This is a genomic window from Streptomyces xanthophaeus, from assembly GCF_000725805.1.
In the GTDB taxonomy this organism is placed as follows: domain Bacteria; phylum Actinomycetota; class Actinomycetes; order Streptomycetales; family Streptomycetaceae; genus Streptomyces; species Streptomyces xanthophaeus.
This window is the reverse complement of record NZ_JOFT01000019.1, coordinates 21937-41061: the sequence shown is the minus strand read 5'-3', so window position 1 is coordinate 41061 and position 19125 is coordinate 21937. Positions and strand designations below refer to the sequence as shown.

Below are 19125 nucleotides of genomic sequence, written 5' to 3'. Positions count from 1 at the left end.
TGGCGGCGCGCTCCTGACCGGCGTCGTTCTGCGGGTCAGGGTGGCGGCGACCGGCCCGGTCGGCTGGGCGCCGGCCTCCTCAGCGGGCTCCGTCAGGGCGGGTTCAGGACCGCAGGTAGCTCGTCACGTACTGGCGGGCGGCCTTCTCGGTCGTGCCGAGTGCCGCCGCCACCTCCTCCCAGGAGAGCTGTCCGAAGGCCACGGCGCGGGCCGCGTCCTGGCCGACGCCGGCGATCACGTGCCTCAGGTCCGCCAAGGCCTTCAGCGCCACGAGCGGACTCTGTACCGCGGCCTGGGAGAGTTGTGCCGCCAGGTCGGTCAGAACGGCGGTGAGCGGTGCGGGCAGGGGCACTGCCTTGTCCCGGACCACGCTCAGGTGGGCGCCTATGTCTGCGAGCGGTCCGGAGAGGTCGATGCCGGCCTCCCACAGCGGGCGGTCCTTGAGGCGCGTCCAGTCCAGCGTGTACGTGGCCATGCCCCGCCAGCCGCACGAGCACGCTCCCCGCAGCGCAGCCGCCCTCGGCCGGCCGCGTCGGCCGTCGTAGGCGTGCCAGGCCGTCGAGGAGGGGATGTCGGGCCCGCTGCCCACGTCGAAGTACACGGGGCCCGGCTCGCTGCCATCGGCCAGCAGCACCCCGATGGTTCCCTCGTGCGCCGACCCGAGCTCCTTCAGCACCGCGTCCACTGCGGACACCCCCTCCAGCCTCGGCCGGCCGTGCAGTTGCCGGCCCGCTCCTGCCAGCCTGCCCGCACCCGGCCCTGTGTGTCCGGTGATCCGCCGAAAGCGATACGAGGCGGGCCGCGGGCGTTCTTACGGTGCCGGAGTGGCGGGTGCCTGCGGAGCAGGAACCGGGACCGGCGGGTGACATGCGGCGCCGGTGTCGTATTCCTCCGTGCGCGGCCAGTAGCGTCCTTCGAGCGCCTCGGCGCTGCGGTTGAGCCGGACCAGGACGTCCTCCAGCTCCCGGACCTCCTCAGGCGACCAGCCTGCGACGACCCGGGCCAGGCAGGACTGGTTGACCTCACGGTCTTCGGCGAGCCGGCGCCCGCCTTCGACGGTGATGCACAGCTTGCGGGCCATGCCTCCGTCCGGGTCCGCGACGCGCTCGGCCAGTCCGCAGCGCAGCAGCGCGGCCGTCTGACGGTTCACGGTCGAGGTGTCGAGCCCGAAGGCCTCCGCCAACTGCCCGATGGACATGGGGCCTTGGGTGTCGATCCGGCTGAGCAGCAGGTACGCCGACCGCTCCAGGCGTTCGGGGTCGCGCTCGCGCCGGGCCAGCACCTGGTGCCGCGAGAGCAGCATCAGCTCCCGCTCCAGTTTCTCCAGCACTTCGCCTCCCGCTCCTACCGGCGTTCCATTATCGCGGACCCGTGAACCCGGGGTCCGGAGACCCCCTGCCCCCCGCAATATGCATGATACATATCGTGTGTAGTATGCACTCCTCGTTGTCACCCGACGAGCCACAGCCTCAATCCGGAGGACCCGCATGTCCGTCACCACGTCCACCGCCTCCCGCGCGGCCGAGATCCTGTCCCGGCCTGTCAAGCTGAACGGCTTGACCGTCCCCAACCGCATCGCGATGGCGCCGATGACGCGGATGTTCTCCCCCGGCGGCGTGCCCGGCGAGGACGTGCAGGCGTACTACGCCAGCCGGGCCGCCGCGGGTGTGGGCCTGATCGTCACCGAGGGCACCTACGTCGGTCACGATTCCGCCGGGCAGAGCGACCGGGTGCCGCGCTTCCACGGCGAGGACCAGCTGGCGGGGTGGGCGAAGGTCGCCGCGGCCGTGCACGAGGCGGGCGGCACGATCGTGCCCCAGCTGTGGCACATAGGCATGGTGCGCAAGCAGGGCGAGGCACCGTACGCCGAGGCGCCCGCCGTCGGCCCCTCCGGCATCCGCGTCGACGGCACCGAGGGGACCGGCAAGGCGATGACCCTCGCCGACCTCGACGACGTCATCGGCGCGTTCGCCGAGGCCGCCGCACAGGCCGAGCGGATCGGCTTCGACGGCGTCGAACTGCACGGCGCTCACGGGTACCTGCTCGACCAGTTCCTGTGGGAGCGGACCAACCGCCGCACCGACGCCTACGGCGGCGACGCGGTGGCCCGCACGAAGTTCGCCGCGGAGATCGTGGCCGCGGTCCGCGAACGCGTACCGGCCGACTTCCCGGTGATCTTCCGCTACTCCCAGTGGAAGCAGGAGGCGTACGACGCCAGTCTCGCGCAGACGCCGGAGGAGCTGGAGACGATCCTGGCCCCGCTGGCGGCGGCGGGCGTCGACGTGTTCCACGCCTCCACCCGGCGCTACTGGCTCCCGGAGTTCGAGGGCTCGGACCTGAACCTGGCGGGCTGGACCAAGAAGCTCACCGGCCGGCCCACCATCACCGTCGGCTCGGTCGGCCTCGACGGCGACTTCCTCCGCGCCTTCATCGGCGAGGGAGCGGCGCTCGGCGACATCGACAACCTCCTGGACCGCATGGAACGCGACGAGTTCGACATGGTCGCCGTCGGCCGGGCGCTGCTCCAGGACCCGCAGTGGGCGGCGAAGGTCCTCGGCAACCGCTTCGACGAGCTGAAGCCGTACGACGCGGCGGCGCTCAGGTCGCTCATCCGGTAGTCGCAAGCCATCCGGACGGCCACCGGACAACTTCCGGCCCATGGACGCCCCGTGACATCGGTGCCCCGAGGTCACGGGGCCGTTCCCGCTCCGAAAATAGGGATCGCACGGCCACTTCGCACCGCACAATGATCAGCATGACGGCCCTGCACACCAACCCCCTGTTCACCCGCCTCGCCGACGCCGAACGCATCCTGGTCGCCGGCGCGGGCGGGGGCTTCGACATCTATTCCGGCCTCCCCATCGCCCTGTCCCTGATGCACCAGGGCAAGCAGGTCCACCTGGCCAACCTCTCGTTCAGCTCCCTGGCCGGGCTGCCGCCCGAAGACTGGGCGGCCCCCGACCTCGCCGTCGTCACGCCCGACTCCGCACCGCATCAGGCCTACTTCCCGGAGCGGACGCTGGCGCAGTGGCTGCGGCTGCACCGCTATCCCTCCACGGTCTACGCCTTCCCGCAGACCGGAGTTCAGCCGCTGCGCGCCGCCTACCGGGCGCTGGTCGACCTCCACGACATCGATGCGGTGGTCCTCGTCGACGGCGGCACCGACATCCTCATGCGGGGTGACGAAGCCGGGCTCGGGACCCCTGAGGAGGATCTGACCAGCGTCGCCGCCCTGGCCGGGCTGGACGACGTACCCGAGCGGCTCGTGGTGTCCGTCGGCTTCGGCGTGGACGCGTACCACGGGGTCAGCCATGCCCTCGTGCTCGAGAACATCGCGGCACTGGAACGCGAGGGGGCGTACCTCGGGGCGTTCTCCGTGCCACGGGCCACCCGTGAGGGGGCGCTCTACCTCGACGCCGTCCAGCACGCCCAGGACCACACCCCCGGCCGTCCGAGCATCGTGAACGGCTCGATAGCCGCGGCCGTCCGGGGCGACTTCGGGGACGTCCGGTTCACCACCCGCACCCGCGACAGCGAGTTGTTCGTCAACCCGCTGATGTCGCTGTGCTTCGCCTTCGACCTACCGGGCCTGGCGGCGCGCTGCCTCTACCTGGAACACATCGAGGACACCCACCTGTTGCGCCAGGTCCAGTCCCGGATCGCGGAGTTCCGCGACGAGGTCGTCACGCGCCCGGCGCGCCGCATCCCGCACTGACGCCCGCCGGGCAGGGGGAATCAGCTCTGCGCGGCTGCGAATTCCTTGACGAAGGCGGCGCAGAACGCCTCGAGGTCGTCGGGCTTCCTGCTGGTGATCAGGGTGGAGGGCTCCGAGCGGCAGATGCGTACCTCTTCGTCGACCCAGTTGCCGCCCGCATTCCGGATGTCGGTGGCCAGGCTCGGCCACGAGGTCAGCGTCCTGCCTCGGACGACATCGGCCTCCACCAGGATCCAGGGCGCATGGCAGATCGCAGCTACGGGCTTGCCCGTCTCGAAGAAGTGACGGGTGAAGGCCACGGCCCGGTCGTCCATGCGGAGCGCGTCGGGATTGGCGACGCCACCGGGCAGCACCAGGGCATCGAAGCCGTCGGACGTGTCGCCTCCCAGGACGTGGTCGACCGGGAAGGTGTCCGCCTTGTCGAGGTGGTTGTAGGCACGGATCCGTCCGGGCTCCGTCGAAACCAGTCGGGGGTTCCATCCGGCTTGCTCGGCCGCCTTCCAGGGTTCCGTGAGTTCGACCTGCTCGACTCCTTCAGGGGCGGTGAGAAAGGCGATGCGCACGAGGTTCACTTCCTTGGGTGGGTCGCTGTCCCGCACCGCGGTGAAGCGGCGCGCGGTTTGTGCTGCGGCGCTTGAAATCGGAACGAGCCGGCTTGGTGGGCCGGACTGGCTCGCGGGCTAGCAGCATTCCGTCGATCGCGGCGGGGCGCAGCGCGGGGCGCCGCGCGGCCATCAGGTGGAGTTCGTACTCGGCTCGGGCCTGTGTGTGGTCGCGGTTGCCGAGAGCGGAGGAACGAGTCAGTGCTTGAAGGCGTCCTTGACCTTCTCCTTGGCCTCGCGGACATCGCCCTTGGCCTGCTCCGCGCGGCCCTCCGAGGTCATCTGCTCGTTGCCCGTGAGGCGGCCGACGGTCTCCTTGAGCTTGCCCTTGGCCTGCTCGCCCTTTGCCTCGGTCTTCTGCTCACCAGACACAGCTGATCACTCCTCGTTCGACGGAAACGTCTTTCGAGATCGCGTATGACCGGTCGGCCTTCTCCCAAACGGGGTCCGTAAGGGTGATCAGGGCTTCGTGGGGATCTGGAGGGTCTGGTCCATGACAGCAGCATTCCGTCGATCGCGGCGGGGCGCAGCGCGGGGCGCCGCGCGGCCATCAGGTGGAGTTCGTACTCGGCTCGGGCCTGTGTGTGGTCGCGGTTGTGACGGGTGGCGAGGTGGGCGGCCAGATCCGCAGCCCGCATCTCCACTTCGAGATCCGCACTGGCCCTGGCTACGGCACCGACATCGACCCCGTCGGCTACCTCCGACTCCACGGGATCACCATCTGGTCTGCGCACTCCATCAGGCGAACGCTAGTTCGCGAGGGTGTACCGGAACAGGTGCAGGGTCCAGGTCGGCTCGGCGGTCGGTTTCGTCGCATACTGCACGGCGCCCATGGCTGCGTAGAACGGAGCGGCGTTCGGGTCCGAGGCAATGATGAACTCGGACCGCCCGAGCTCGTGCGCCGTCCGGATCGCATGCTGCCAGAGATGCCTGCCGTAGCCCTTGCCGATCTCATCGGCGTCGACGAAGAGCTTGTCCAGGAGCAGGTCGCCTTCCTGCTCGGTGAACTCGGTGAAAGCGTAGAAGCCAAGGCTCTTGCCGTCCTCCTCCAGGACGAAGACCGGGTTGTTCCGGACGTAGGCGTCCGGGATCGCCAGGGCGTCACCCGCCCAGTCGAAGTAGCCCGGTGGATAGCCCCAGTGCGCGGACGAGCGCTGCTGGAGCCCTTCGAGCCCGCCGGCCTCGTCCGGTTCGGCGCGTCGGATCCGCCAGGCGCCGTTGGTGGGCACGGCCCGGACCACCACCCTTCTCGATCGCTACCAGGAGCTGTCGGCCCGACTAGATCACGGTTGTCCGCCGGCGCGGCCCGACACGTGCAAGGGGCGGCATGCGCGTGACCGCGCGTGCCGCCCCTTGCCTTCTACGAGGTGGTCACCAGACGTGGCGGCGCAGGTTGCTCGCCAGCTTGCTCCAGGTGTTGTTGGCGCCCTTCTTGTACATGAATCCGGGGATCCACCGGTCGGCCCACGTCTTGCCGTTCGTGTGGCCGTGGACGGTCAGGTAGAACTGGCCGAAGCGCTTGCTGTCCGACTTCGGCTTGTTGAGCTCGAACGAGATGTACGAGTTCTTGCCGTAGACGATGCTTCCCTTGCGCGCGTCGAGCCGCAGGCTGGTGGAGCCGATGAAGCCCACCCGCACGTTGAAGTTGATCGAGCCGAAGCCCGCGATGGAGTCCCGGAGGTCCATCGTCTGGCCGACCCGGGTGACGGACTTGGCGCGGCCCTTCAAGGGGAAGATCTTGCCGAAGTTCTTCATGAAGTGGTTGAAGAAGTCCGACAGGTAGGCCCGGCCCATCCCCAGCTGGAACTTGAAGGTGTAGTCCAGCATTCCCGTGGTGTCACGGCAGTTGACCGGGTCGGCCGAGCAGTAGGCGTAGGCGTTGGCTCCGCCCGTCGGGTCCGGGTCCGTGCTCGTGAAGCGGCCGGTGTCCGGGTTGTAGAGGCGCACGCCGAGCAGGGTCAGACCCGAGAGGGTCTCGCCCGAGCGCTGCTTGCCGCCGAGCCAGCCGTACCGGACGGCGGGCTGGCCGCTGCGGGGGTTGCCGTACTCGTCGGTGTCGAGCACCAGCGGTGCCTGCTCCGGGTCCAGGGGGAGCTGGAGGGCGACGTCACCGTGGATGTTCGACAGCTGGAGCACCGTGTCCCCGGCCGCGGAGGTGGTGGCCGAGAACTCGCCCGTCACGGAGTCGACGACGCGGGTGAGCTCGCCGGTGGCGGTGTCCTCCACGATCCAGCGCGGGCTGTCCCCCTCACCGTCGTAGTGGTTGAGCTTGGACTCGACCTGGTTCCAGGTTCCTTCGCTGTTCGACTCCACCGTCCAGGACCGGATGCGGTGGTTGGGGTCGAGCGCCCAGGTCTGACGCTGTTCCGCCGTGCTCTGACGGCGTACCAGGTCGTTGGTGTAGTACTCGAGCGTGCTGCCGGGCAGCGCGGTGGTCCGGCCGAAGGCGTCGTACGCGGTGCCCGCGTCCGTCAGCCGGTCGGCGCTGTCGTAGGTGTGGGTCCGGACGGTGCCGCCCGTGGCCGGGCAGGCCGCGCCGACGGCGCCGGCGGCGGCGGTGGACGAGGTCCGGTTGGCCCGCTTGTCGTGCGTGTAGGTGCGCGTCGTGCAGACGTCGCCCGCCTGGTCCCGGACGGACGTCAGACGGCCGAGGCCGTCGTAGTCGTAGGACTGGCTCGACCAGCCGGAGTGCTGGGTGATCTCGCCGTGCACGGACCGGGTGACCGTGTCGGTCATGACGGACAGGCCGTCGCTGTCCCGGGTGTAGCTCTTGGCGACGACCGCTCCCGCGGCGTCGTCCCGCTGGGTGAGCGTGTAGCCGCCGGGCAGCTTCTCGGAGGCCACCTGGCCGTCGGCGTCGTACGTGACGCCGAAGGTGCCCGCGACCGAGTCGGTGGCGGACGTGGCCATGCCCCGCGGCTCGGCGGCGTGGTCGTAGGCGTACGTCACCGCGGACGGCACCGAGTCGCTGATCCGGGTGGGCCGGTCGAGGAGGTCGTACTCCGTCCGCGTCACGCCGCCGTCGGCGTCCGTGTACGCGATGAGGCGGCCGAGCTTGTCGTATTCCATGGTGATGGTGCCCGCGGTGGAGGACACGGTCTTGACGGGGTTGCCGGTGTCCGGGTCGTACTCGGTACGGGTCTCCGGGGTGGCCTCGCCGAGTCCCCCGGTGACCTTGACGGACTCGACGCGCCCGGCATTGTCGTAGCTGCTGGTGGTGGTCCGGGACTGGGCTCCGACGGCTTCGGTGACCTTGGTCTCGTGACCCCACCAGTTGTACTCGGAGGTGACCGTCGGCCGCTTCGAGGGGTTGGAGCCGCCGCCGGTGATGTCACCCGCCGGACCGGTCGAGCAGGGCAGGTCGGCCCACTCGGGGCGGCCCGAGCACGGTCCGGTGCCGCCCGCGGACCAGTACTGGGTGAGCTGGGTCGTCGCGTCGGTCCCGGTGGCCCCGGGCAGGGTCTCCTTGACGGCGCGCCCCTGGTCGTCGTACTCGATCAGCGAGGTCAGTGCCTCGCCGTCGGCGTCCTCGGTGACCTTGGTCTGGAGGCCCTTCTTCCAGTCGTACGCCTGCTTGGCGCTGCGCGCGTCGGCCATCAGCGTCGGGTGCTCGGGCAGTTGGGCGCCCTCCACGGTGCCGGTGATCTGGTTCTCCACCACGGCGGTCCCGTCGGTGGGGCGGCCCTCGTCGTAGGCCGACTTCGTCCAGTTGCGGGCCGTGACCAGGGTGCCTGCCGCGACGAGGACCGTGCTGCCCGACTTCAGGTCGTCGGCCAGCGCGATGCGCCGCAGCGGACCGAGCGTCTCGACGGCGAGGAGGCCCTCGTCGTCATAGACGGTCCGGGCGGACAGCGCCTCGGCCCGCTCGGCGGTCCCGAGCTTGGCGATGCCCAGCTCGTTCTGCGCGGTGACGTCCGCCGGGGTGAGGCCCAGGGCGAGGGACCGGTTCGCCGCGGACAGCGAGCGGACGATGTTGCCCCGGACGTCGTACTCGGTGGTGTTGAGGTGACCGCCGGGCGCGGCGGTGTTGACCTCGCGGCCGGAGGCGTCGGTGTAGACCACGGACGCGCGGCCGTAGGAGGCGCTGGTGAGGGCGGCTCCGTCGTGCGCGGGCACCGGGGTGTCCGGCGGAAGCACGGCCGTGGCGTCGGTGGGGGCGTCAGCCTGTCCCCAGGCGGCGACGTCGGCCGCGCTCATGGCGTACGGGGCCTTCGCGCCGGTCAGCGGCACGTCGTAGACCACGTACTGGGTGGACGCGCCCTCCTCGACGTCCTTGGTGCCCTGCTTCAGCCCGGGCCGGGAGAGCTTCAGGAGCATGCCCTCGCCCGCGGCGGAGCTGTTGCCCGCCTTGCCGTAGGTGAAGGTCCAGGCCGGCTCGTTCTGCGCGTGCAGCCAGAAGACCCGGCCCGCGCTGTCGTACGAGTACTGGTTCTGGCTGCCCTGCGACAGGTTGGGGTTCCAGACCTGGCGCAGCCGTCCGGCGGCGTCGTAGCGGTACGAGGCGACGGGCCGGGACGTGGCGTTCGCGGCGCCGGGCTCGGTGGACCACTGGCGGATCTCCTTCACCTGCCCGGTGAAGTCGCCGAACTCGGCCGCGGTGCTGTGCCCGGTGGCCGTGGTCGCCGTGGCGTACACGAACTCCAGGGACCGGCAGCCCTTGGTGGCAGGGGCGGCCACGCAGGTCTCGGCGGTGGCCGCCGAGGTCGGGGCGACGATGCGCTGCGGGCGGACGAGCTTCTTCCCGTCCACGGTCACGGCCTCGGAGACCACCTGGGTGGAGCCCGTCAGGCCCTCCTGGTGGACTCTGCTCGCCTGCCAGGCGGGCAGGCCGGGGTCGGCCTTCGTGAAGGTCGTGACCTTGCCCGCGGTGTCCTTGAGCGTGAAGGATCCGGTCGTGGAACCGGTCAGCCTCAGTTCCTCGGCGCCGGGCTCGGGCCGCCAGCCGCCGCCCGAGGTGGCGGTGAAGCCGAGTTCCAGGCCGTTGGTGCCGACCAGCGCGACGGAGGTGTCGGAGGTCTTCTTCAGCAGCGACCAGGAGTCCTTCTCGTCGAGGACGGTGTCCGAGCGCCAGCCGGGGCCGAAGATCGCGACGGTCCCGGAGGGCGCGTCGTTGCGGCCGCGCGAGGTGGAGGTGCGGGCGACGCTCATGCCGAAGGCCGAGGCGTCGGTGGCGGAGAGGATGTAGTCGCCGGTGAGCGTGTTGAGGACGCCGGGGCCGAGCTGCTGGGTCGGCGCGGTGCCCGCGTTGCGGTCGACCGTGACGGTGCGTCCGGGCGAGTAGGAGGCGGTCAGCCCCGACGTGAATCCGGCACGGATCTCGATCGGGCCGTCCTCGGCGAGGGTGTCGACGACGTTCCAGGTCAGCGGGGACGGCTTGCCCTGCGGTGCAGCGGCCGGCCAGGCCGTCAGCGTGGCGCCGAGCGAGGTGCGGACATCCCCTGCGGGAACGTTTTTCCAGGTGTCGGTCTCACCCCGCCGGTACTGGTAGGTCACCCCGGTGAAAGTGCTGCGCCCCTCGGCGGAGAGGGTCAGCCTGCGTGCGGGCCGGTCGCCGTCGCCCGGGGCGAGCAGGGCCGAACCGCCGCTGCCCGCGCTGAAGACGTACTTGGCCTCGGCCGAGGTGTTGCCCGCAGCGTCCCTGGAGCGGACGGCGAGGGCGTGCTCGCCCGCGGGGAAGGTGAGCTTCGCGGTGACCGGCGAGCCGGTGGTGGCCAGGGTGGTCCAGCCGCCGTTGTCGAGGCGGTACTGGACGCCGGTGGCACCGGTGGCGGGCGGGGTCAGGGTGAAGGTGCCGGAGAACTTGCCCGTCGCGTCGGGGGTTCCGGACCAGACGCCGGCCGGGAAGTCGGTCGAGTTGATCCCGGGGGCGGTGGGCGCGGTGGTGTCCACGGTGAAGTTCTGCCACGCCGACCAGGTGCCGTTCCAGGTCGTGCCGTCGTACACCGCGGCCCGCCACTTGTACGCGCCCTGTGCGAGGGCCGTGGCCGGGGTCCACGGCGCGCCCGCGCCGGAGGCCGTGAAGGCCGACTTGCCGGTCTGTAGGGCGGCGGTGCCGGCGGAGGTCCATATCTCGTAGGAGAGCTGGACGGTGTTGCCGTCGGCGTCGGTGGCCTTGCCGGTCAGGGTGGGGGTGGTGTCGTTGGTGGCAGCGCCGGTGAGCGGTGACATGGGGACGGCCTGACCCGGCTTGGTGTTGTACGTCACCGACATGTACGGGGTGTTGGTCGCCGCGTTGCCGGAGTTGAACTTCTTCCAGCCGAACGGGTCGCCCTCATCGGCCGCGCGGATGCCGAGGCTGTTGACGGAGTTGCCGTTGCCCGCCCACGCCTGGGCGAGGGTCTTGATGTCCGCGCTGACCCAGCCGTCGGCGCAGCCCGCGGAGTGCCCCTTGGTCGCGGTCGGGGAGGCCCACTTCTTGTGCCAGCCCGGCTGGGCGGTCCAGCGGCTGGCCGTGGATGGCGTACCGGTGTCCCAGACCTCCCAGCCCTTCGCCGTGCACGACCAGGAGTGGAAGTTCCACAGGCTCAGATTGGCGGAGAGGATCTGCTTGCCGCTGATCTTCGCCATGGGGAAGCTCAGGAACGAACGGGCCACCTGGCCGGAGCCGTTGTTGCCGAGCTTGAGCTCGGTGGCCGCCGACTGGTCGGTCGCGTAGCCCTGCTGGACGAAGGTGTCGAAGCTCGCGCCGAGGTTCACGGCCGGGTCGACGGTGACCGGGAACTTCGTCTTCGGGTCCTTGAGGAAGGCGGCGTCCGGAGTCAGTGTCAGGTCGACCTGGTCGCCGCGCTGGAGGACGGAGATGCCGACGTCCGCCCGCCGGGTGTGCTCCCCGGAACGCTCGTCGACCGAGGCGTCCCACATGACCGGTGCGGGCAGTCCGCCCGCCTCGCGGCCCGTCTTGGGATCGACGAAGGTGAGCGAGCGGTCCTTGTTCGCCCGGACCTCCAGGCCCTTGGCCTGCAGGGTGAGGGTGACCGCCCCGGTGGCGGCGACCGCCTGTCGGTCCTTCAGCTCCAGGTACTGCTCGAAGCCGGTACGCGTGGACTCGATGAGCAGGTCGGTCGAGGCGAGGACGTCGGGATAGCGGGCGACGGTGTCCTTGAGGACCGGCTGCGGCAGCGCGCCGCGCCAGGACAGGGCCATCGTCTTGCCCTGCTGGTCGTCGAGCGACACCAGGGGTACGGCCGTGGCGGCCGGGTCCGGGGCGCCCGCGGCGGGCGCCGCGGCGGCGGTACGGCCGTCCGCCGGCGCCGCGCCGGCGCGGGCCTTGCTCTCGGTACGGCCGGCCAGCTTGAGGCCGAGCGGATGGGCCTTCGCCCCGACCGATCCGTCGCCGTGCCGTGTCAGGCCGATGTCGATCGGCTTCCAGCTGCCCGCGGCGTCGCGGAAGCGCACCGGGCCGGCCGCGGCTTCGGTCGTGACGGTGCCGTCGGGGTTCGCCCAGGTGGTCGTGGACTCGTCGCGTTCCGACAGCGCCTCGACGCGTCGTCCGGCGAGTTTGGCGGCGACCTGCGCGGAGGGCAGGTCGGCGGCCTCGGTGACCGCGGGCTTCGCCGCCTCGGAGGGTTTGGGTGTCGCGGCGACGGCTTCCATGGCGGAGCCGGTCATCAGCACGGCGAGGGCGGCCGCTGTGACGCGCAGTCGTGTGGCGCCACGTGGTCGGTTGCCTCTCGCCCCCTGGGGCGAGAGATAACTGCTTTGGGATATCAAAGCGTTCATCCTTCTGTGAGTGGATGAGACGAAAATATGTGTGTCCTGTGCGGGCTCTTCGCCCTTCCACCCCAAAGCGGACACGGTTCCTGCATCGTTAGATGATCTTTATCTGCGGCACCCGGCTGCCGGAGCACGGCTGTCGAACGGGCCCTCGGACACCCCTGGTTGCGCACACAGGGCGGGCAGCCGGCCCCTACGGGCCTGTCACTGCTCCTGGTAGGCTGGCTGATCTCGATCCGCAGCCTTGGTTCTGCGTCCATGCGGCACGGCAGAGACCGTCCGCGCCCGGGCCAGGTGCAAGATCCACGCTCACGCGTCGAAAGGTCTTGCTGTGAAAGAGATCGGGCAGAACGAGACGGTGCCGAAAGCCGAAGGCCTCTACCTGCTGACCGCCGTCGGCCCGCGCAAGGACGAAGGCAACAGTCCGACCGGGATCGTCGGCCGGTGCCTGGCACGACAGTTGCTCGCCTCGGGCCGACAGGTGCGGGTGATCGCCGAGCCGGACCAGTGCGGCGGCTGGCCCGACACCGTCGAAGTGGTCGAAGGCTCCGTCACCCGGCCGCTGGAGTGCGCCCGGGCCTTCGACGGCATCGAGGCCGTGTTCCTTGCCGGCGCCCATCCGTCCACGGTCCAGGACGCCCTGGCCCTGGCGCGGAACGCCGCCGCGAGGAAGATCGTCCTGTTGTCGTCCCATGGACCGGAGTACGAGGCGGCGAATCCGCCGGAGACCTGGTTCTGGCTGGCGATCGAGAAGGCGGTGGAACGCTCGGACATCGCCTGGACGCACATCCGGCCGTCGGCCGTGATGGCCGCCGTCATCGAGGGGACCTATCCGGCAACCGGGTCGGACTGGCCCGATACCGTCCGCGCCGACGGGGTGGTCCGTGAGGCCTTCCTCAACCAGGGCCACTACCCCTTCATCCACGAGGAGGACCTCGCGGCCGTGGCGGCTGCGGCCCTGATCGGCGACGACTACGCCGGGACGGTCATCGAGGCGGTGGGCCCGCCGCTGAGCACGCGTTCACGCGTACGGAGCATCAGCGCCGCGCTCGGCCGCGACATCGATACCGTCGAGCTGACGCCGGACGAGAGCCGGAGGATCTGGCAGCATCTCGGCTGGCCGGCCGGTGCGATCGACGTGACGCTGTACGCCCTTGAAGAGTACGGCGCCCGCTTCGCCGAACTCGCTCAGTGGACAGCCGACCAGCAGCCGTCCGTGCAGGACATCACGGGCCGTCCATTGCGCACCTACGACGACTGGGTGTGCGACAACATCGGCTCATTCCGCTGACCTCGGCGCCTCCAGGTCCACCCGAGCGGTGACCGTGCCACCGTCGTGGACCAGGTCGGCGCCCAGACGCGCGATCAGAGCACGGGCTCGTTGTCCGGCGTCGTGCTGATGAACAACTTCGCGGATCCGTCCGCGCGGGCCCGGTCCAGCAGGTGGCCGAGCACGGCGCCGCCCACACCGGCACCTCGGTGCGAGCGTCCGATCCACACTCCGGCCTCGACGGCCCGATCCGCGTCCTTCACGGGGCACAGGCGAGCCGCCCCGACGACCCTTGCCCCCACGACGACGGCGAACGTGGTCTCCACCGGCCTGGCGGCCAGTGCTCGTGACCGGTGGAACCGCAGGAAGGCGGCCTTGCGCTCCGATGTCCACCCGGCAGGCCCCGTTACGGGCGGCATGACCTCTTCCGGGTCGGCGTCCTCGACAGCAGCACGGAGCAGTTGCTGAAGAAGTGGCTGGTCAAGGGCTTGGAGCGTGACATCTGAACGCATGGCTGCATCGTTTCACGCGAGAACGGCAGACCCCCAGCAGGTTTTCGCCACCCGGGCCGCTACCCGGCGCTCGCCCCGGCCGCGTCCGGTCGTGCGGTGCGCATCCGCCCGTACGCGTAGACACAGCCCGCCAGAGCCAGATCCGACAGCAGCATGAAGCCGATCGAGTAGGAGTCCTTGGCGCTGTACACGGCGCCCATGACCAGGGGTGGTACGAACCCGCCCAGGCCTCCCACCGCGCCGACGATGCCGGTGACGCTGCCCACCTGGGCCTGCGGGGTCACCTGCGCCACCAGGGCGAAAACGCTGCCGCTCGCCGTGCCGAGTCCCACGGCGATGCACAGGAAGCAGATGGTGCCGACGGGGTCCAGTGCGGGATCGAAGGCCTGGACGATGGCGAGGAGCGCGACGAAGCCGAGGGCCGCTGACGTGACCAGCGCCGGGTGGACGCGGTCGGCCAGCCAGCCGCCGAAGGGGCGGGCGATCACGGTCAGGAGGGCGAATCCGGCCGCCTTGGTACCCGCGTCGGTCGGCGACAGCCCGTACCAGGTCTTCAGGTACGTCGGCAGGTACACCCCGAAGGCGACGATCCCGCCGAAGCCGATCGCGTACAGGGCGGACAGTTCCCAGGTCACCCGTAGCCGCCCGGCCCGGCCGAGTCGGGCGGTCAGCGAGTCGCTCGGCACCGGACGGTCGGGCCGGTCCCTGATCAGGAGGGCCGCGAGCACGGCGTACACGGCGAGTGCGGCCGCCACCACGAGGAAGGGCAGGGACTCTGCGTGCCGGGCCATCCGTGGGGTGAAGTATCCCGAGAGCGCGACACCGCCCATGCCCATGCCGAAGACCCCCAGGCCGAAGCCGCGCCGGGCGGGCGGGAACCAGGAGTTGACCAGCGGGACGCCGATCGCGAAGGTCGTCCCGGCCAGGCCCAGCACGAAGCCGACGGCCAGCGTCGCGACGTAGGAATCGCGCGCCGGGATCAGCAGCAGCACCGGCACGATGGTGAGCGCGGAGACCAGCGGGAACATCAGGCGCGCCCCGTAGCGGTCGGTGAGCGCGCCCACCGGGACGCGGCCGACGGAGCCGACGATCACGGGCACCGCGACCAGCAGGGACTGCTGGACCGAGCTCAGCCCGAGCCGGTCCCGGTAGTCGCTGCCCAGTGGCGCGATCAGGTCCCAGGCCCAGAAGGTGAGCACGAACCCGACCGTGGCCACGAACAGATTGCGGTAGGCGGCGGGCGAAGGTTTCTCGGATACAGCCACGCAGTCACGCTACGGACCGCCGGCCCGCCCGGCCCGACACGTTGCGCTGTTCGGCGCAGCACGCCGGGCAGGAACCTTCCTCCGCGGGGCGCAGGCGTGCTCGGCTCCGCCCTCGGCTGCCGCGTGACCGGAAGAGCGGCCCTCACCGGCCTCGACATCACCACTTCCTGAAGAAGGGTCCTCGTTCCCGCCACGGAAGCCGCCGAGCACCGGTGACCGTTTCTTGACCGAATGAGATCGGAGCGTTGACTTCCGGTCATCGGAATCCAAGTCTGGCCAGTCAGCGGGACCAACCACCGCACGAGACTCCGCCGCACAAGATTGGGTCCTCCATGACTGCTTCCCCCTGGCCCCGTCGCGCCTTCCTGCACACGGCAGGAGGCACCGCCCTCGCACTGGGGTTCACGGGGTGGACGCCCCTCCCGGCCATGTCGGCCGAAACGGCCTCCACGGACGAGGAGTTCGCCGCCCTGCGCGCGAAGTGGCGGGGCCTCCTCCTGGGCACCGGCTTCAGCCCGACGGCCGAACCGTTCAAGACCCTCCTCGCCAACCTGGGCACCACCGCCCGCGGATACCTGTCCACGATGGCTCCCGCCAGTGGTTCCCTGTGGCCCGGAATGATCTGGACCGACCCTGATCCCGATCTCGACGCGGAGTCGTACACCTTCTCCTCCCGCATGAACGACAGCTACAGCAGGCTGAGTGTCATGGCTCAGGCCTTCTGCCAGCCGGGTACCGGGCTCACCGGCGACACCGCGCTGCTCGAAGCGGTCATCGCCGGACTCGAACACGTCCACACCGAGGTGTACAACCCGGCGACCACCCGGTACGGGAACTGGTGGAACTGGCAGATCGGCGCTCCGCAGGCCCTCATGGACACCTGCGTCCTGCTCCACGACCACCTGACGGAGGCCCAGACGGCGAAGTTCTGCGCGGCCGTGGACCACTTCCTGCCGGACTCGGCGGTCGCCTCCTACACCGGCACCAGTACCGGCGCCAACCGTGTCGACCTGTGCCGCGGCATCATCCTGCGCGGCATCGTCGGGGAGAACCCGGACAAGATCGCCCTCGCCGCGCGGGCCCTCACCCCCGTCTTCCCTTACGTCACCGGCGGAGACGGCTTCTACGCCGACGGCTCGTTCATCCAGCACACCAGCGTCCCGTACATCGGCGGCTACGGCTCGGTGCTGCACGACGGCGTCGGCCGGCTCCTCGCCCTGCTGCGCGGATCCGCCTGGGAACTCGACGACCCCAACACCCAGCTCTTCCTCGACACCGTCGAAAAGGCCGTCGCTCCGTTCATCTACAACGGCGTGATGATGGACAACGTCTCCTCCCGCGGCATCAGCCGCCAGGGCACCGACGACCACCTGCGCGCCCACGGCCTCCTCGCCACCCTCCTGCTCCTCGGCCAGGGCGCCTCACCGCAGGAGAACATCCGCTGGCGCGCCATGGTCAAGGGCTGGCTCCAGCGCGACTACCACTACCCCGCCCTCAAGAACCCCGGCCTGAGCCTGATCCGCGCGTCCCTGCTGCAAGGCCTCCAGGACGACACCTCGGTCGAGGCGGCCCCTGAGCCGGTCGGGCACCGGCTGTTCCACAACATGGACCGCGTCACCCACCGGCGCCGCCACTGGGCGGCCTCCGTCAGCATGGCGTCCAAGCGCATAGCCCACTACGAGTTCGGCAACGGCGAGCACGCCCGCGGCTACCACACTGGAGCCGGCTGGCTCTCCTGGTGGGGCAGCGACTTCGGCCTGGAACAGTACTCCGACGCGTACTGGCCCACCGTCGACCCCTACCGCCTGCCCGGCATCACCGCATCGCGCAAACCCCTCGCCGACGGCGAAGGCGGCAACTGGGGCGGACCGCGGCCCGACGCCGCCTGGGTCGGCGGCACCACCGACGGCGAGTTCGGCGCCACCGGCCAGCACCTCAAGGGCCTGTCCAGCACGATGGACGCCAAGAAGTCCTGGTTCTGGCTGGACGACTGCGTCGTCTGCCTCGGCGCAGGCATCACCTCCACCGACGGACACGCCGTCGAGACGACCGTCGACAACCGCCACCTCGGAACCGCCGGAGCCCCGGTCCTGACCGTCGACGCACAGGAGCAGCCGACCGTGCAGGGCTGGACGGACACGTTCGAAGACGCCGGCTGGGCACACGTCGCGGGGCAGGCCGGCTACGTCTTCCCCACCGGGGCCACGATCAGCGCCGTACGCGAGGAACGCACCGGCGCCTGGAAGGACATCAATGCCGGCGGCTCCGCCGACCCGGTCACCCGCCGCTACCTGACCCTGTACACCGACCACGGCACCGACCCGGCCGGCGCGGAGTACGCGTACGTCCTGATGCCGGGCGCCAGCGCCCGGTCCACGTCCCATCGCGCCTGCGACAAGGGGTGGTTGAAGATCCTCGCCAACACCGGTGCCCAGCAGGGCATCCGCGTCCCGAGGCTCGGCTTCACCGCCGTCAACTTCTGGGCACCGGGCACCGTGGAAAAGATCACCGCCAGTGCCCCCGCCTCCGTCCTGATCCGGGAACACCGCAACGGCACGGCGACCGTCATCGTGTCGGACCCCGCGCGCCAGGCCACCTCGCTGGAAGTCAGGTGGAACCGGCGCGTCACCAAGGTGCTCTCCAAGCCGTCCACCGTCACCGCAGCCACCACCGGCGGCCACGCGCTGACCCTCACCTTCGGCGACCTGACGGCTCAGGCCGGAGCGCCGCAGCGCATCACCGTCCGGCTCGGCTGAACCGCGCAGCGGGGGGCCACCGCCACCGGCGGGCCCCCCGCGCCACCGTCACCACCCTGACAACGTTGCCAGGCCGGGCAGACAGGCAGCCAGGCAGCCAGGCAGCCAGGCAGCGATCCGATCCCCCACCCCACCAGGAGGACAGCATGCAACGAAGCGACGTCCGACTCCTCACCCCCACCACCCTCGTGGCCGCCCTCGTCCTGATGACGGCATCACCCGCGCACGCCGCGGTCGAGTGGGACGGCGACGCGGACAACGGCGGCACCGCCGTCTTCGCCTCGGTCGTCTGCGACGACCCGTCGTACGTCCACCAGCCGGACTGGAACGACGGCCGCGGAAAGATCTTCGGGTTCACCAAAGCCGTGGGCTCGGAGCGTTGCGAAGGCCTCGGCATCGCCGGCCGGAACCTCACGGACGGCAGGACGTACTGGTTCGGCTGGGAGTCCATGACGAAGACGGGGAACGCCCAGACCGTCTTCCAGTGGAAGTCGTGGGGCACCGACGCGGAGCAGGACCAGAACTACCCCGTCCTCATGAAGGTCGAGGACAGCCGGCTGAAGATCTGGTACGTCGCACCGGGCGAGGAATGGGTCTCCGCCGGGAGCGTTCCCTGGACCCCCGGCACCTGGAACAAGATCGAGCTGGGCATCAACGCCCAGGCGTCCACGGGTGGTTCCTTCGCCCTCTACGTCAACGGCCAGCTGGTCGCCGACAAGCACGACGTACGGACCTGGGACCTCAAGGGCAACGTGCCCCGCTGGGGGACGTACGGCTCGACCATTTCAGCCGTCGAGTCGGTCCACTGGGTCAACGGCCTCAAGATGGGCACCGCACGGGACGACGTCGACCAGTAGGCCTGTCGGCCGACGGTGGCCCGGACCGGCCGCCGCTCATGCGGTATCGGGTGCGGTGGTCCCCTTCCGCCCCGGCGTCCGCCGAGGCAGGCCGGTCCACCACCGGCGCCGGCGCGAGCCCGGGCCCGAGCCCCGGCGAGTCCACCGCCCAGACGGCGGAAATCAGCCTCCCCGCCCCCGGCCGGATACGGCGCGGCCCGCACGAGGACCTGGGGCGTCGTTCCTGGCGACTGGCCGAAAGCCTCCTGAGCAGCTCCACCCTTCGGCTTGTCCGGCGATCCGTGACGCCCCGGTGCGCCGTCCAGGCGTCGTGTCAGGGACGTTTGCCCGCGGGCACCGGTGGAAGAGTCGAGTTCGACGTACGGTCGACCGGTCGGCCGAGCCTCATCGGGCGGAACCGGCCCTTCTCGACGCCACGACTCGAACGGGAGCCTG

Annotated in this window: 13 protein-coding genes; 5 read left to right on the top strand and 8 right to left on the bottom strand. The window is 70.6% G+C overall.

Features of this window, described 5'->3' with window-relative positions; all coding sequences use genetic code 11:
* Nucleotides 1-103: 103 nt before the first annotated feature.
* Nucleotides 104-694, bottom strand: a complete 591-nt coding sequence (locus tag IO30_RS0113385; RefSeq protein ID WP_031142616.1) for a hypothetical protein — start codon at nt 692-694, stop codon at nt 104-106.
* Between the two features lie 117 nt (nt 695-811).
* Entirely contained in the window at nt 812-1303 is a 492-nt protein-coding gene (locus IO30_RS0113380; RefSeq protein ID WP_078903977.1) for a MarR family winged helix-turn-helix transcriptional regulator, read from the bottom strand.
* A gap of 184 nt (nt 1304-1487) precedes the next feature.
* On the opposite strand from IO30_RS0113380, the gene IO30_RS0113375 reads away from it, so the two are divergent.
* Both IO30_RS0113375 and IO30_RS0113370 read left to right on the top strand, forming a co-directional pair.
* Nucleotides 1488-2618: an NADH:flavin oxidoreductase gene (locus tag IO30_RS0113375; protein ID WP_031142613.1), complete on the top strand. Its 1131-nt coding sequence runs from the start codon at nt 1488-1490 to the stop codon at nt 2616-2618.
* Nucleotides 2619-2755: 137 nt separating this feature from the next.
* A complete protein-coding gene (locus tag IO30_RS0113370) occupies nt 2756-3715 on the top strand; it encodes a DUF1152 domain-containing protein (RefSeq protein WP_031142612.1) in 960 nt (319 codons plus the stop codon).
* A gap of 20 nt (nt 3716-3735) precedes the next feature.
* On the opposite strand, the gene IO30_RS0113365 is transcribed toward IO30_RS0113370, so the two are convergent.
* The 4 genes from IO30_RS0113365 to IO30_RS47605 all read right to left on the bottom strand — a co-directional run bounded on the left by IO30_RS0113365 (nt 3736) and on the right by IO30_RS47605 (nt 11925).
* Nucleotides 3736-4278, bottom strand: a complete 543-nt coding sequence (locus IO30_RS0113365) for a type 1 glutamine amidotransferase domain-containing protein (RefSeq protein ID WP_031142610.1) — start codon at nt 4276-4278, stop codon at nt 3736-3738.
* Between the two features lie 237 nt (nt 4279-4515).
* Nucleotides 4516-4689: a CsbD family protein gene (locus tag IO30_RS43365; protein ID WP_078904666.1), complete on the bottom strand. Its 174-nt coding sequence runs from the start codon at nt 4687-4689 to the stop codon at nt 4516-4518.
* A 377-nt stretch (nt 4690-5066) separates the two neighbouring features.
* Nucleotides 5067-5546: a GNAT family N-acetyltransferase gene (locus IO30_RS0113355; protein WP_157853227.1), complete on the bottom strand. Its 480-nt coding sequence runs from the start codon at nt 5544-5546 to the stop codon at nt 5067-5069.
* A gap of 142 nt (nt 5547-5688) precedes the next feature.
* Nucleotides 5689-11925, bottom strand: a complete 6237-nt coding sequence (locus IO30_RS47605) for a DNRLRE domain-containing protein (RefSeq protein ID WP_272933179.1) — start codon at nt 11923-11925, stop codon at nt 5689-5691.
* Between the two features lie 436 nt (nt 11926-12361).
* Here IO30_RS47605 and IO30_RS0113345 point away from each other — a divergent pair, with 436 nt between their 5' ends.
* Nucleotides 12362-13321 carry an SDR family oxidoreductase gene (locus tag IO30_RS0113345; RefSeq protein WP_237403271.1) on the top strand — a complete coding sequence of 320 codons (960 nt, stop codon included), beginning with the start codon at nt 12362-12364 and terminating at the stop codon, nt 13319-13321.
* Between the two features lie 74 nt (nt 13322-13395).
* Here the strand turns inward: IO30_RS0113345 and IO30_RS40405 are convergent, their stop codons facing one another.
* On the bottom strand, nt 13396-13812 hold the full coding sequence (locus IO30_RS40405; RefSeq protein ID WP_202205018.1) for a GNAT family N-acetyltransferase: 417 nt from the start codon (nt 13810-13812) through the stop codon (nt 13396-13398).
* 59 nt (nt 13813-13871) lie between these two features.
* Complete coding sequence (locus tag IO30_RS0113335; protein WP_031142603.1) at nt 13872-15077, bottom strand: MFS transporter; 1206 nt, start codon at nt 15075-15077, stop codon at nt 13872-13874.
* A 332-nt stretch (nt 15078-15409) separates the two neighbouring features.
* Between IO30_RS0113335 and IO30_RS0113330 the strand changes: the two genes are divergently transcribed.
* Together IO30_RS0113330 and IO30_RS0113325 are read left to right on the top strand one after the other, a co-directional pair.
* On the top strand, nt 15410-17833 hold the full coding sequence (locus IO30_RS0113330) for a polysaccharide lyase 8 family protein (protein WP_031142600.1): 2424 nt from the start codon (nt 15410-15412) through the stop codon (nt 17831-17833).
* 146 nt (nt 17834-17979) lie between these two features.
* A complete protein-coding gene (locus IO30_RS0113325; protein WP_031142598.1) occupies nt 17980-18690 on the top strand; it encodes a heparin lyase I family protein in 711 nt (236 codons plus the stop codon).
* Nucleotides 18691-19125: the final 435 nt, after the last annotated feature.

What these genes read in the sequence shown, in the direction of transcription:
- IO30_RS0113370 (WP_031142612.1), top strand. Translation starts at nt 2,756, where the DNA reads ATGACGGCCCTGCACACCAACCCCCTGTTCACCCGCCTCGCCGACGCC.
- IO30_RS40405 (WP_202205018.1), bottom strand. Translation starts at nt 13,812, where the DNA reads ATGCGTTCAGATGTCACGCTCCAAGCCCTTGACCAGCCACTTCTTCAG.
- IO30_RS0113380 (WP_078903977.1), bottom strand. Translation starts at nt 1,303, where the DNA reads ATGCTGCTCTCGCGGCACCAGGTGCTGGCCCGGCGCGAGCGCGACCCC.
- IO30_RS0113325 (WP_031142598.1), top strand. Translation starts at nt 17,980, where the DNA reads ATGCAACGAAGCGACGTCCGACTCCTCACCCCCACCACCCTCGTGGCC.
- IO30_RS0113375 (WP_031142613.1), top strand. Translation starts at nt 1,488, where the DNA reads ATGTCCGTCACCACGTCCACCGCCTCCCGCGCGGCCGAGATCCTGTCC.
- IO30_RS0113330 (WP_031142600.1), top strand. Translation starts at nt 15,410, where the DNA reads ATGACTGCTTCCCCCTGGCCCCGTCGCGCCTTCCTGCACACGGCAGGA.
- IO30_RS47605 (WP_272933179.1), bottom strand. Translation starts at nt 11,925, where the DNA reads ATGACCGGCTCCGCCATGGAAGCCGTCGCCGCGACACCCAAACCCTCC.